General features: G+C 59.1%; 13 protein-coding genes. 4 read left to right on the top strand and 9 right to left on the bottom strand.

Translation table 11 applies throughout. The annotated features are described in order from the left end of the window. Nucleotides 1–155: 155 nt before the first annotated feature. Nucleotides 156–743 (top strand): UPF0149 family protein, encoded by a 588-nt coding sequence (locus DT594_RS01390; protein ID WP_149331038.1) that lies wholly within the window; start codon nucleotides 156–158, stop codon nucleotides 741–743. 82 nt (nucleotides 744–825) lie between these two features. On the opposite strand, the gene DT594_RS01385 is transcribed toward DT594_RS01390, so the two are convergent. The 5 genes from DT594_RS01385 to DT594_RS01365 all read right to left on the bottom strand — a co-directional run bounded on the left by DT594_RS01385 (nucleotide 826) and on the right by DT594_RS01365 (nucleotide 3,762). Beyond that, nucleotides 826–1,152 (bottom strand): DUF6122 family protein, encoded by a 327-nt coding sequence (locus DT594_RS01385; protein WP_149331037.1) that lies wholly within the window; start codon nucleotides 1,150–1,152, stop codon nucleotides 826–828. Further along, on the bottom strand, nucleotides 1,146–1,787 hold the full coding sequence (locus DT594_RS01380) for a DsbA family protein (protein ID WP_149331036.1): 642 nt from the start codon (nucleotides 1,785–1,787) through the stop codon (nucleotides 1,146–1,148). Before DT594_RS01380 ends, DT594_RS01385 begins: the two co-directional genes overlap by 7 nt. A 12-nt stretch (nucleotides 1,788–1,799) precedes the next feature. After that, nucleotides 1,800–2,753: an oxygen-dependent tRNA uridine(34) hydroxylase TrhO gene (gene trhO, locus DT594_RS01375; RefSeq protein WP_149331035.1), complete on the bottom strand. Its 954-nt coding sequence runs from the start codon at nucleotides 2,751–2,753 to the stop codon at nucleotides 1,800–1,802. Nucleotides 2,754–2,836: 83 nt separating this feature from the next. Next, nucleotides 2,837–3,163: a BolA family protein gene (locus tag DT594_RS01370; RefSeq protein ID WP_149331034.1), complete on the bottom strand. Its 327-nt coding sequence runs from the start codon at nucleotides 3,161–3,163 to the stop codon at nucleotides 2,837–2,839. A 62-nt stretch (nucleotides 3,164–3,225) separates the two neighbouring features. After that, on the bottom strand, nucleotides 3,226–3,762 hold the full coding sequence (locus DT594_RS01365; protein WP_149331033.1) for a DUF2059 domain-containing protein: 537 nt from the start codon (nucleotides 3,760–3,762) through the stop codon (nucleotides 3,226–3,228). A gap of 85 nt (nucleotides 3,763–3,847) precedes the next feature. On the opposite strand from DT594_RS01365, the gene fumC reads away from it, so the two are divergent. Further along, nucleotides 3,848–5,239, top strand: a complete 1,392-nt coding sequence (gene fumC / locus DT594_RS01360; protein ID WP_149331032.1) for a class II fumarate hydratase — start codon at nucleotides 3,848–3,850, stop codon at nucleotides 5,237–5,239. A gap of 58 nt (nucleotides 5,240–5,297) precedes the next feature. Here the strand turns inward: fumC and DT594_RS01355 are convergent, their stop codons facing one another. Both DT594_RS01355 and DT594_RS01350 read right to left on the bottom strand, forming a co-directional pair. Further along, complete coding sequence (locus DT594_RS01355; RefSeq protein WP_149331031.1) at nucleotides 5,298–6,278, bottom strand: DMT family transporter; 981 nt, start codon at nucleotides 6,276–6,278, stop codon at nucleotides 5,298–5,300. Between the two features lie 277 nt (nucleotides 6,279–6,555). Then, complete coding sequence (locus DT594_RS01350) at nucleotides 6,556–7,503, bottom strand: HPP family protein (RefSeq protein WP_149331030.1); 948 nt, start codon at nucleotides 7,501–7,503, stop codon at nucleotides 6,556–6,558. A 117-nt stretch (nucleotides 7,504–7,620) separates the two neighbouring features. Here DT594_RS01350 and DT594_RS01345 point away from each other — a divergent pair, with 117 nt between their 5' ends. Beyond that, on the top strand, nucleotides 7,621–7,956 hold the full coding sequence (locus tag DT594_RS01345) for a 4a-hydroxytetrahydrobiopterin dehydratase (protein WP_149331029.1): 336 nt from the start codon (nucleotides 7,621–7,623) through the stop codon (nucleotides 7,954–7,956). Nucleotides 7,957–7,958: 2 nt separating this feature from the next. Here the strand turns inward: DT594_RS01345 and DT594_RS01340 are convergent, their stop codons facing one another. Next, nucleotides 7,959–10,103, bottom strand: coding sequence for a 3-hydroxyacyl-CoA dehydrogenase NAD-binding domain-containing protein (locus DT594_RS01340; RefSeq protein WP_149331028.1), 2,145 nt, complete (start codon nucleotides 10,101–10,103; stop codon nucleotides 7,959–7,961). A 22-nt stretch (nucleotides 10,104–10,125) separates the two neighbouring features. Continuing rightward, entirely contained in the window at nucleotides 10,126–11,331 is a 1,206-nt protein-coding gene (locus tag DT594_RS01335) for an acetyl-CoA C-acetyltransferase (RefSeq protein ID WP_149331027.1), read from the bottom strand. A gap of 590 nt (nucleotides 11,332–11,921) precedes the next feature. Between DT594_RS01335 and mnmC the strand changes: the two genes are divergently transcribed. Continuing rightward, nucleotides 11,922–13,910: a bifunctional tRNA (5-methylaminomethyl-2-thiouridine)(34)-methyltransferase MnmC2/FAD-dependent 5-carboxymethylaminomethyl-2-thiouridine(34) oxidoreductase MnmC1 gene (gene mnmC, locus DT594_RS01330; protein ID WP_149331026.1), complete on the top strand. Its 1,989-nt coding sequence runs from the start codon at nucleotides 11,922–11,924 to the stop codon at nucleotides 13,908–13,910. Nucleotides 13,911–13,923: the final 13 nt, after the last annotated feature.

Below are 13,923 nucleotides of genomic sequence, written 5' to 3'. Positions count from 1 at the left end.
CTCCCTTGATCGAAGTGGACTGGCCTTTTACAGGCGGCAAATTATAACAGCCCTCGGGATTGCATCCGTGTTTCTGCGCACAAATACACCGCGCTTTTGGCAAAAAAACCGGTGCGCGCGTACAATGGTTAACAATTCTGATTATGAGGTGTCCCATGTCCTTTGCCGACCAACTCGAGCGCTTGCAGCAGTTTCTCGATGCCGATGACCTGCACGATGAAGCGCTTGATTATCTTGCCGGCCATGGTTATCTCACCGCGCTGTGCATCAGCCCCGTTGAAGTACCTGAAGAAGAATGGATCGCGGAGCTTTTTGCTGAAGAACCCAACTACCAGGATGAAGCTCAGAAAGCCGACATCGAAGGCTCACTGCGCGAACTCAAGGCGGAAATCGCCCGCGACCTGTCCAGTGATGAAGAGCTTGAGCCACCGTGCGATCTGACGCTCGGCGACGAGCCGGACCTGTCCGACCTGCGCAGCTGGTGCGTTGGTTTTTTGGAAGGTGTATTCCTGCGTGAAGAGGACTGGTTCAGCCAGGACGAAGAGACCGTCAGCGAGCTGTTGTTGCCGATCATGGTCGGCTCTGGACTGTTCGATGATCAGCCCGAGTTTGCAGAAATCGCTCAGGATGAGGATATGGTCGAGGACATGATGCAGCACATCCCCGAAATCCTCACCCAACTCTTCCTCTTGTTCCACGCCCCTGAAGACAAGCCCAAGCCGGCTCTGCTCTCACGCCACTGAATCGGGTGCCATTGACTCGACAGTCACCGCGCTCGTTCAGCGCAGATAAAAAGGCCGGGAATTACCCGGCCTTTTTTATTGCCTACAAAAGTGGAAACCCCGCCATTCGCCAGCAGTCGCTGGCATCCACCAGCATATGAATCAGCAGTCCCAGGCCCACCAATCTAAGCGGCTGCCAGAGCGTCATCAACAGATAAGCGCCGATGGCGGAATAGCTGTGCAGAAAATGAAAGCCGATTGAGCAGCGACCCGGGTCGAAAATAGGATCAGCGACCAGGTGGTCGAGATCAACCAGCATGGTCAGGAGCATGATCAACCAGGCTTTTTTCCATTGGCCCCGGAAAAACAGCAGGGCCACCGCCAATGGAACCAGCGCATGCAAAGCCAGGTGCAGCGCAGTGCTCAGCATGCTGGCTGCCGGGCCTCTCCCGCTGCCACCCAACGATCCAGCAACGGCATTACCTCATCAACCGACTGATAGCCGTTGGTAAGCAGCGCCAACTGCCCATCACGCTGGGCCAACAGGGTGGGAAAGCCGGCAATACCCAGGTCGCGTGTCCAGGAAAAATCAGCCGCAATCGCCGCCCGGGTAATTTCAGCGTCGAAGCTTTCGCTGAACGAACGCCGGTCGTAACCAACCTGCTCGGCGAGATCGACCAATAGCGCCGTCTGCGTTACATCCAGCGCCTGCGCGTAAAATGCATGTTGAATGGCCTTGACCAGAGCCCAGACGTTGCTGGCTTCCAGCTCGCGACCTACCACCAGCGCGCGGCACGGCGGCTCAGTGTTATAGACAAAGCCGCCAGGCAGGTCATCCGGACTCAAAAAGGGTTGACCCGAGGCAATCTCGACCGCCTCCCAATGCTCGCCCAGCGCCTCGCGACTGGCTGCATCAAGCGGGTCCCGCTGCCCCGGCCGCAATCCGCCGGCGACCATATGGATGGCAAGCTCAGGGTATGCAGCCTGAATCGCGTCGATCACCGGCGCAAAACCCCAGCACCAGGAACACAGGGGATCCATTACATACAACAGGCGCTGAGTCATGGCCTTACTCCGTCAGGGTTTGTTGGGGGCTCCGCCCGGGGATGCCATGGCCTGAGGTTGACCAATTGGATGCGGTTGATTGCGCAGCTTGGCCAGGCGTACCTGCTTCTGCCGTTCTTCAGCCCGGCGCCGGGTCTTTTCCGGCAGACTGGCATAGCAACGCGGGCAACTGACGCCTTCCTCATACTGCGGAGCGGCCTTTTCTTCAGCCGAAATCGGGTGCCGACAGGCATGGCACTGGTCGAACGACCCGGGTGCCAGGTCATGACGCACGGTCACGCGGTTATCAAAGACGAAGCACTCGCCATTCCACTTGCTTTGCTCGGCGGGCACTTCTTCGAAGTACTTCAGGATGCCGCCCTTGAGGTGATACACCTCGTCAAAGCCCTGTTGCAGCATATAGCTGGAGGCTTTTTCACAGCGGATGCCGCCGGTGCAGAACATCGCCACCTTTTTGTGCTTCTCGGGATCGTAATGGGCTTTGATGTACTCGGGAAATTCGCGGAAGCTTTTGGTCTGCGGATCGACTGCGCCTTCAAAGGTACCGATCGACACCTCGTAGTCATTGCGAGTGTCGATCAGCAGCACCTCTGGATCACTGATCAGCGCATTCCAGTCACCCGGCTCGACGTATGTACCCACAGTCTCGTTGGGGCTTACATCCGGCACACCAATGGTGACGATCTCTTTTTTCAGCTTGACCTTGGTCCGGTAGAACGGCATCTCGTCACACAGCGACTCCTTATGATCCAGGTCGCTCAAACGCGGATCGGCGCGCAGCCAATCGAGCACTCGATCCATCCCCTCGCGCGGGCCGGCGATGGTGCCGTTGATCCCCTCACGCGCCAGCAATAACGTGCCTTTGACGCCGTAACGGGTCAGCACATCCAGCAGCGGTTGGCGTTTGGCTTCGAAATCTTCCAGCGTGACGAACTTGTACAGCGCTACTACAACAATCTGCGACATGAATTACCTCGGCAATACAGTTATCGCCCCCGTAAAGGGCGCACCCATTGAGGCGCGAATTCTAGCAGAGCGCAGGATCCAAGTCAGGCGTCCGCTTTGCTGCCGCCCAGGCAATTGGGTGATGCAGGCGCCTGCTGCCGGGCCGCCCATTCCTCAGGGGTGTAGGTATGCAGCGCCAGTGCATGGATGCTCGCCATCAGATCACCCAGCGAACGATAGACCGCCTGATGCCGCTTGACCGCGTTCAGGCCGACAAACTGCTGGCTGACTACCACCGCTTTGAAGTGCGATTCCGATCCCGGCGGTACGCTGTGCATATGACTTTCATTGACCAGTTCCAGATGCTCCGGCGCCAAGTTCTGCATGGCTTGCTGAAGTGCGTTTTGGGTTGGCCCTGTGCTGCTAGTCATCATGTTTCTCCACAATCCAGTTACTCAATACTCATGCCCCAAGTGTAACCCGGCGCGATATGTCAGCGCAGATCGGCTTGCTGCTCTTCGATCTCTGCGCCCATCTCTTCGATCAACGCCTGAATCTGCGGGCCGACTTTTTCCTCGACGCGGCCACTGCTGATCGCCATGGATTCTCGGGTCAGCTCCGGCAAATGCGTCATCAACTTGCGTCCAACGTCGGACTGGTAAAACGCTGCCAATTGCTCGAATTCCTGCTCACTGAACAGCGGCAGGTAGAGATCAATCAACTCGTCGCGCATCGCGTCCCACGCCAGGGTTTTATCCAGCTCGGCCCGCGCGCGCTGCTGGTACTTGCGCAGTATCGACTCGTACTGCATCGAGCCGCCCATCTGCGAGAACTGCGCGGTAAGCATGCGCGCTACCTGCTGGTACACCGGCGCGGTCATCTCGTCGGCATTGGCCAGCTTCAGAAAGCGCTCGGCACTCGCCCGGTGCGAAGCTTCATCCGCTTGCGCCAGTGGTGCGATAAGCAGCATTGAGATAAACAGTGCCGAGAACATTGGCCAACAAGCCGTTGGCAGGATCGAGCTTCGCATGGACTTTTCCCGCTTTCGTGGGTCATAAGGGTCAAGGGCCTATACTGACAGCCCGAGACACCATACACCAACGCGGAGAGTCAGCATGAGTACAAGATCCGAATCCGACAGCATGGGGAATATTGATGTCCCGGCTGATCGCTATTGGGGTGCGCAGACCCAACGTTCACTACATCATTTTGCCATAGGGGAGGAGCGTATCCCTCTGGCAGTGGTGCACGCCCTGGGGCTGATCAAAAAAGCCGCAGCGCGCACCAACCTCAAGCTCGAACAATTGGACGCAGACACCGCGCAGCTCATCGAGCGTGCTGCCGACGAAGTGATCGATGGCCGGCTGGATGGGCACTTCCCCCTGTCGGTATGGCAAACCGGCAGCGGTACACAGAGCAATATGAACGCCAACGAGGTGATCGCCGGGCGTGCCAACCAGTTGGCTGGCGGTTCACCGGGCGGCAAGTCGCCAGTGCATCCGAATGACCACGTGAACCGCTCGCAAAGCTCCAATGATACTTTTCCTACTGCGATGCATATTGCCGCTGCGCTGCAGACCCGCAATACGCTGATCCCGGCGGTTACCGCGCTGCGTGAGAAATTGCACTATCAGGCGCAGCAACATGCCGACCTGATAAAGATCGGGCGCACGCATCTGATGGACGCCACTCCAGTGACCTTCGGCCAAGAGCTATCGGCCTTTGTTGCCCAGCTGGATATGGGCTTGCAGGCGGTAGAACAGGCGCTGCCCGGCGTTTACGCGCTAGCCCAGGGCGGCACGGCGGTGGGCACCGGGCTAAATACGCCCGCCGGCTTCGCCGAGGCCTTCGCCAGCGAAATAGCCGAGCTCACCGGCCAGCCGTTTACCAGCGCCGAGAACAAGTTCGCCGCGCTCAGCGGTCACGAACCGCTGGTGCAGTTGCATGCTGGCTGCAAGCAGTTAGCGACTACGCTAATGAAGCTGGCCAACGACCTGCGCCTGCTTGGCAGCGGCCCGCGCGCCGGCTTTGCCGAAGTCAGGTTGCCAGCCAATGAGCCCGGCAGCTCGATCATGCCCGGCAAGGTCAATCCGACCCAATGCGAAGCGCTGTCGATGATTGCCTGCCAGGTGCAAGGCAACGATGTGACTTTGGGCATGGCCGCGAGTAGCGGGCACCTGCAGCTCAATGTATTCAAGCCGGTGATCATCCATACCCTGCTGCAGTCTGTGCGACTGCTGAGCGATGGCTGCAACAGCTTCCGCGAGCATTGCATTGAAGGCATGGAGCCCGATACCCGGCGCATGCGCGAGCACCTGGACAACAGCCTGATGCTGGTGACAGCGCTGAATCCGGTGATTGGGTATGACAAGGCAGCTGACATAGCCAAGAAAGCTTACCAGGAAGGCACCACCTTGAAGCAGGCGGCGCTGGCACTGGGATATCTGGATGAGGCGGAGTTCGATCAGGCGGTGCGGCCGGAGGCCATGCTCGGTGAGAACGGCTAACCTGGTTTCGCGGTCAGGCGGCCTGCAAGCGCGGCCACCTGACCGTGAAAGGGTTAAATCAGGATCCTGCCGGCGGCGGTGTCACCGCCAGCCGACGCAGACGGCGATTCTTCAGGTTCTGGATCAGGCTCGGCGCCAGCGCCACCAGCGCCGAGCCCACCACCACCATCAACGCGCCCAGATAGGCCAGGCTATTGAGCAGCTCCGGCTGGACGATGGTCGGCCAGAGCATGGAGCCCAGGGCCACCATGCTGAAGGTAAACAGCGGCGTAGTCGCGATGGTCGCACTCACCCGTGACGCCTCCCAGTGCACCAGCGCTTCTGCGAAGGCGCCATAGGCGATCAAGGTATTCAGGCAGCAGGCAACCAATAGCCAGAATTGCAGCCCGGTCAGATCCAGTACCGATAAGGGATTGGTCAACGGCAATAACAATACCGAACAGGCCAGGTAAATCACCATCATGACAGTGACCGAAGACCAGATGGTCAGCAGCTGCTTCTGCGCCAGCCCATACAGCGCCCAGGTCAACGCCGCAGCCAGGGTGATCAGAATACCCAGGGTATAACTGCTCATCTGCGTGAACAGCTCCACCAGCCTCTGGTTGAAGAACAATACGAAGCCCGGCAGCAGTACCAATACGCCCAACACCTGGCCCAGGCCAAAACGCTCGCGGAATACCAGCATGCTGCCGAACATCAGCATGATCGGCGCCGTCTGAATCATCAGTTGCATGGTGCCTGGAGTCAGTCGGCTCAGGCCCATCAGATAAAACACGTAGTTGCAGGCCAACCCGACAATCGCCACGACCAACAACCAGCGATTGGTGTTCGACAGCGCGCGAATCGACGGCAAGCGCCGCTGCACCGCCAACCAGATAAACAACACCAGCCCGGCGCTGAACAGCCGATACCAGGTCACGGTGTAGGGATCCATGCCCTTGAGCACTTCCTTGAGCATGATCGGCAGCACGGCCCATAGCACGGTGGTGATCATGGCCAGAACGAAACCGTATAACCAGCGACCAGAAGAGACGTGCATGGTGGGAACTCTAAGCTTGCGAAGGGACGCGGTATTGTAGGCTCGCGCCAGCCAGCACCATAGCTACAGATGGGCTCAGGTTGCCTCAGCAACTGTTCCGCTCCACCGGGTAATAACCGATCTGGGCGCATCTGTAGCAAAAAAATGGCTGCGCCCTTGCGGGTAGCAGCCTAAGGAGAGCAGCACATCTACATCGGGGTAGATAAGGTCACCAAAACATAGGACCAGTCTCCTTATGAACAACCGGTCAAGCCATTCGACCAACGTCGTAATGGGCTTAGACCTTCGGCTTATCCACAGAGCGCACCCGGTGCCAACCGGTCTCATCCTGCTCCACCGGGTAACGCGCCCAGGTGATAAAGGTCGATAGCCTGCACATGCCGCCGCTGCCCTCGCCCTGGCCTTTGATGGTTTTATAGCGCACCCGGCCATAGCGCCCCGGGCGCCTTGCCTCGACCTGCAGCACCTCACGCACTGACCAGTTGCTGCCCGGCAAACCGTTGCTGTAAAAAGCTCCCGCCACCAGGTCGTTCTCAGCAACGCCTTCCGTCTTGGCATGTTTATTGGCCAACTCGACCAGCTTGAGCAGATCGTCAAATTCAATATCGACGTAGGAATTCATCTGCCGCAAGGCGTGGTGAAAATCTTCCGGTGCGATGCCCGGTGGGCGCGCCACCTGATGATGGGATAACGACAACGGATACCTACGCCATTCAAACAGGTTATTAAACAACAACGCCGCGGCGACGATCACCAGGGCATCCAGCAGAATCGGATAAAGCACAAAATGAAATCCGGCGCTTTCCACCGCAGGCCCGCCGAGGACCACAATCATCGCGGTCGCCCCGCCAGGCGGGTGCAAGCAACGCAGATACATCATCAGGAAAATACTGCCTCCCACCGCCAAGGCCGCCACCCAGGGGCCGGCGGGCAACCATTGCATGCAGGCCACGCCGAAGCTGGCGGAAATGACCTGCCCGCCGACCACCGACCAGGGCTGCGAAAGCGCGCCATGCGGCATGGCAAACACCAGCACGGCGCTGGCGCCCATGGAGCCGGTGACCCAGAGCGCGCCGTCACCATCCAGACCTATATGCGTGACCCAGTACACAACCAGTAGCGACAGGGTCGCTCCCAGCGCGGAAATCAGCTTTTCCTGGTGACTGGTGCTGTCTGGCCTCCAACCGATAAAGCGCAAGCTCTCGCTCAGCCAACGTTGATGCATGCCTCTTCCTCTGATGTCCTAGCAAGCCGCCCATGATACGCCTTGGCACAAACTGAATCCTAGGACAGCAGCTTGACTGCTATGCTCAAATCACCCACAGGCAATAGGAGAAAGAGCATGAGTACGTTGCCCCACGAATCCTTGAATACCAGCGATTCAGCCGCTACCGCGATGGATGAAGAGGCTATAGAGGAATTGCTGGACGAATTGCAGGAATGGACTTTAAAACACGTCGATGGCATATCTCGGGTCGAAAAGCGCTACCATTTCAATGACTTTGCCCAAGCTTTGCACTTCACCAACAAGGTCGGCGAGTTGGCAGAAAAGGCCGGCCATCACCCTGCCCTGCTAACGGAATGGGGCAAGGTGACGGTCAGCTGGTGGAGTCATTCGCTGGGCGGTGTGCACCGCAATGATCTGATCATGGCGGCACGAACCGATCAATTACTCTGACCTCAAAAAGTCGAGCCGCTGGCAGCCTTCTCCAATAACAATGCCGGTGGCTCGAACCGCTCGCCATATTGCTCCGCCAGATAGCGCGCCCGCGCGACAAAAGCCTGCAAACCATATTGATTAATGAATTGCAGCGCGCCACCTGTCCAGGCGGCAAAACCGATACCGAAGATCGAGCCGATGTTGGCATCCGCCGTGGACAACAACACTTTCTCCTCGACACAGCGAACTGTTTCAATTGCCTGGATAAATAGCAGCCGGTCGCGAACATCCTGCTGCGGAATCATGGCCTCGGGTTTTTCAAACTGCGCTTTCAGGCCTGACCATAAATGCTTGCGGGCATCTTTGGGGTACTCATAAAACCCCGCCCCCGCCGCTTTACCGGGGCGCTTGAAGGTTTCCACCATCTGCTGGATAACGTTGAACGCCGGGTGCTCGGGCAGGCTTTGGCCTTCGGCAATCAGATCTCGTCGGGTCTGCTCGCGGATATGGCTCATCAAACTCATGGACACTTCATCCGATACCGCCAGCGGACCCACCGGCATCCCCGCCTGACGCGCGATATTCTCGATCAACGCGGCTGGCACGCCCTCGCCAAGCATCGCGATACCTTCACTGGTAAAGGTGCTGAATACCCGGGAGGTGAAGAACCCACGGCTGTCATTGACCACAATCGGCGTTTTGTTGATCTGCATGACGAAATCAAACCCACGCGCGAGCGTTTCATCACTGGTGTGCTGACCGCGAATAATCTCCACCAACGGCATCTTGTCGACCGGGCTGAAGAAATGCAGGCCGATAAATCTGTCCTGCTGTTTGATGGCCGAGGCCAGGCCGGTAATCGGCAGCGTGGAGGTATTGGAGGCAATAACCGCGTCTGCCAGAGCATGCTGCTCAGCCGCCTGGGTGACCTTGGCCTTGAGTTCTCGATCCTCGAATACCGCTTCAATAATCAGGTCGCAACCGGCAAAATCTGCCTCATCAATAGTGGGATGGATACGTGCGAGTATCGCCTCGCGCTTCTGCTCAGTGGTCTGACCGCGTGACAGCTTCTTGTCGAGTAATCCGGCGGAATAGGCCTTGCCCTTGTCTGCCGCCTCGGTGGAGACATCCTTGAGGACCACCTCAATGCCCGCTGATGCCGCCACATAGGCTATTCCTGCGCCCATCATGCCGGCACCCAGCACGCCCAGCTTGCGCGTAAGCACCTTGTCGAACCCGGCGGGTCGCGATCCGCCGGCCTTGATCTGGTTCAGCTGAAACCAGAAAGTGCCGATCATGTTCTTGGCCACCTGGCCGGTGGCGAGCTCGGTAAAGTAGCGGGTCTCGATCAGCTGCGCGGTGTCGAAATCCACCTGAGCACCTTCCACCGCGGCACACAAAATCTTCTCCGGTGCCGGGAAACAGCCCTGGGTCGTGCTGCGCAGCAGTGCAGGTGCAATCGGTAACATCTGCGCCAGCGCCGGATGGCTCGGCGTGCCGCCGGGCAACTTGTAGCCTTTGCTATCCCAGGGCTGAACCGCCGCCGGGTTGGCCAGTATCCAGGCTCGCGCTTTCGCCAGCATGTCTTCAGGGCTGTCTGCCAGCTCATGAATCAGGCCCGCCGCCAGCGCCTGAGCTGGTCGCAACTGCTTGCCTTCGGCAAGATACGGCAGCGCTTTCTCTACGCCAAGCAGGCGCACCATGCGCACGACACCGCCGCCGCCAGGCAGCAAGCCCAGAGTTACTTCCGGCAGTCCCAATTGCACATGCGGCTGGTCCAGCGCAATACGATAATGGCACGCCAGCGCCAGTTCCCAGCCGCCGCCCAATGCCGCGCCATTGATCGCCGCGACCACCGGTTTGCCGAGGGTTTCCAGGCGCCGCAACTGAGCCTTCAGACCTAACACCATGTGATAAAAGTTCTCGGCGTCGGCCGGAGTCACCTTGATCAGCTCGTTAAGATCTCCGCCAGCGAAAAAGGTCTTCTTTGCCGAGGTCACAATCACCCCGGCAATCTGCTCGCGCTCGGCTTCCAGACGCACAATGGTCGTCGCCATGGCCTCGCGGTAGACCGCGTTCATGGTGTTGGCGCTCTGACCGGGCATATCCAGCGTCAGCGTAACGATGTCATCAGCGCTTTTCCGGTACTCAATAGCATCTGTCATGGTCGATTCCTGTCTGCTCACATCAAAGTCGCTCGATAATAGTCGCGATACCCATGCCGCCGCCGACACAGAGCGTGGCCAGGCCGTAGCGCAGCTGCCGGGCCTCCAGCTCATCGAGCAGCGTTGCCAGAATGATGCAGCCGGTCGCGCCGAGTGGATGGCCCATGGCGATGGAGCCGCCATTGACGTTGACCTTCTCTTCCGGCACCTGCATTTCTTTCATAAAGCGCATGACCACGGAGGCGAACGCTTCGTTGACCTCGAACAGGTCAATGTCATTGATGCTCAACCCGGCGCGGGCCAGGACCTTGCGGGTTGCCGGAGCCGGGCCGGTGAGCATGATGGTGGGATCGGTACTGGTCACGGCGGTCGCTACTACGCGGGCCCGGGGGGTGAGCCCCAAAGCGCGCCCTTTGTCCTGGGAGCCAATCAGCATTGCCACGGCGCCATCTACAATCCCCGAGCTGTTGCCGGGGGTGTGTACGTGCTGAATACGCTCCACCTGCGGATACCGGGACAGCGCTGCGGCATCAAAGCCCATCTGCCCCATCATCTCGAAACTCGGCTTCAACGCACCCAGACCCGCCAGCGTGGTATCCGCGCGAATAAATTCATCGTTATCCAGCAGTACAATGCCGTTCTGGTCGGTGACCGGCACCAGCGTGCGAGCGAAGGCATTGCGGCTGCGTGCGCTGGCCGCCTTTTGCTGGGAGCGCAGCGCGAAAGCGTCAACATCCTCGCGGCTGAAGCCCTCCAGGGTAGCGATCAAGTCAGCACCAATGCCTTGCGGCACAAAATGCGCCCTTAGATTGGTTTCCGGGTCCATCGCCCACGCACCGCCGTCCGAGCCCATGGGCACCCGTGACATGGATTCGACCCCACCCACGACCACCAGATCCTCGAATCCGGAGCGTACTTTCATCGCGCCCAGATTCACCGCCTCGAGACCCGAAGCGCAAAAGCGATTGATCTGCACTCCGGAGACCCGATCATCCCATTCGGCCACCAGCGCTGCGGTCTTGGCGATATCTGCGCCCTGATCGCCCACCGGCGTCACGCAGCCGAGCACAATGTCATCCACTTGACTGGTATCCAGGTCCTGGCGTTGTTGCAGGCTGCGCAACAGGCCTGCGATCAGGTTCACCGGCTTGACGCTATAAAGCGATCCGTCCTTTTTGCCTTTGCCGCGCGGGGTGCGCACGGCGTCGAAAATAAATGCTTCGGTCATGGGACTCTCCGTAATAACGACTGACAGTTACCCTACTCCTGACAGCGAGCGCGACAATGACCAAAACGCTCAATCCCGCTGACAAAAGCGGCGCTCTATCGCCGTCGGCAAAAATGACAACATTAATGATGACATTGTCATGACAACGTCATTCTAGTTGGCGACAATGTGACTCTTTAAAGTAGCCAATTCATCTAACGCTCGAAGATGAAAACATCTACCCTGTAGTTGCAGCACCAAGTGTTGAACGGGTAACCCTCGTTGCAGTCAGACTTTGCATAACGGCCTTATAGGTCAACGTACATTAGCGCACAAGCCACAACCCGGCTGGCGCCGCAGGCCTTACCCAGGCAACTGCCAACAATAATAAAAGGTGGTCATTATGAAACAGCGAATCAAAGGCAGATGTTCTTCCGTTGCCCTGGTGTTTGTTGCTACTTGGGTATTGCTGATATTGCCCAACATCAATTGAGCCCCGAGCTAATCGAGCATCGATTGCACCGGGCGGCTCCTGCTCCAGCTAGACAACAGCGCATTTAATATGCCGCGTTCGCGGTTACAATGCCTGCGGATACACCGCAGGAGCCGTCGTGAACTCGCCATCACCCTTTGCCACCTTAAGCTGGTCAGCCGACGGGCAACCGTTCTCAGAACAGTTTGACGATGTGTATTTCTCCAGTGAATCCGGCCTGGACGAAGCACGGCATGTGTTTCTGCTCCACAACCAATTGGCTCAGCGCTGGGCGGCCTTGCCTGAGGGCGGCCATTTCTGCATAGGCGAAACCGGCTTCGGTACTGGCAGAAGCTTCCTTGCCGCCTGGCAGCTGTGGGATCAATGCGCGCCAGCCTCGGCCTTTCTGCACTTCGTCAGCTGCGAAAAATACCCGCTATCTGCCTGCGACCTTAAGCGTGCGCAGCGCCTGTGGCCAGAGCTGCAGCCCTGGGCCGAGACTCTTGAAGCGCAATACACGGATCTGGCTCCCGGCTGGCAACAGTTTGTTCTGGCCCAAGGGCGGGTGACCCTGACGCTGTTGGTTGGCGATATGCTCGACACCCTGCCGCACCTCGACGCGCGTGTAGATGCCTGGTTTCTGGATGGCTTTGCCCCGGCGAAGAATCCGGCCATGTGGCAACCCGCGTTGTATCAACAGATGGCGCGGCTCTCGCAGCCGGGCACAACGGTCGCCACCTTTACCAGCGTCGGCGAGGTACGGCGCGGGCTTATCGCCGCCGGCTTTGACATGCACAGAGTTCCGGGGCACAGGCACAAACGCCATATGCTCGCCGGAAGCCTGCAACGCAGCGGCTCAACGCCTTGGGCCGCGCCCTGGTATGCCCGGCCCCAGCCAGCCCAAGGCGAGCGAACTGCAATCATCATCGGTGCCGGGCTGGCTGGCTGCTGCAGTGCCTACGCCCTGGCCCGGCGCGGCTGGCAGGTAACTGTTATCGAGCGCCATCCAGCCGCTGCACAGGAAGCTTCCGGCAACCCGCAGGGCATACTCTATTGCAAACTGTCGCCGCATCAGACACCGCTTTCACGCTTTATCCAGAGTAGTTATGCCTACAGCCTGCGGCTATTGCACGAGGTACTTCCGCGCGATGGAGAGCACTGGGAGCCCTGCGGCGTGCTGCAGCTGGGCGCCAACGGCAAGGAATCCGCACGCCTGCAAAAGCTGGCGGCGGCCGGCTATCCACAACGCTTCCTGCACGGTGTGGATGCGCAACAGGCAAGCGAAATAGCTGGCGTTGCCATTGATCACTCTGGTCTGTTTTTTCCGGAAGGCGGTTGGGTCAATCCACCGGCCCTGTGCCAGGCGCTGTTGCGGCATCCGGCCATCACCTTGAAAACCCACAGCGAAGCGCTGGACCTGGCATATCAAGCAGGCCAATGGCAGGCGCTGGATGCCGATGGGCGCCTACTTACCCAGGCGCATGTGGCGGTTATCTGCAGCGCGGCGGACAGTCAGAAATTTGTCCAGACCAAACACCTGCCGCTCAAAGCCATACGCGGGCAGATTACCCATCTCCCAGCTACCGAGCACAGTGCGCAGCTGCGTAGCGTGATCTGCGCCGAAGGTTATATCTCCCCGGCGCGTCAGGGCGAGCATCATCTGGGCGCAAGCTTTCGTTTTGACCGTGATGATACGCAGCCCAGTGCCGAGGAAAACCACAGCAACCTGGCCTTGCTCGATAGTCTGTCACCCGCCCTGGCCCACGCACTGCAGCGAGAACAGCTGAACCCGGCTACCCTGAAGGCCCGCGCGGCCATGCGGTGCACCACCCCAGACTATCTGCCCCTGGTTGGGCCGTTAGTCGATGCCGCCAGCTTCCAGCGCGCGTATGCGGTGTTGGGCAAGGACGCATCCAAGCAGCCATCCACAGACTCGCCCTGGCTCCCTGGACTGTTTATCAACGCGGCCCACGGCTCGCGTGGGCTGATCAGTTGCCCGCTAAGCGGCGAGTTGATTGCTGCGCTGGTCACCGGCGAAGCGCTGCCGCTACCCAGCGATCTCTTCCAGGCCGTGCATCCCAGCCGCTTTCTGCTGCGCCAACTCATTCGGGGTCAACTGACACCCTGAAGCGCGCTTAGCT

Source organism: Halopseudomonas laoshanensis, from assembly GCF_008365385.1.
Lineage (GTDB): Bacteria > Pseudomonadota > Gammaproteobacteria > Pseudomonadales > Pseudomonadaceae > Halopseudomonas > Halopseudomonas laoshanensis.
This window is presented reverse-complemented; position numbering and strand designations above follow the sequence as displayed.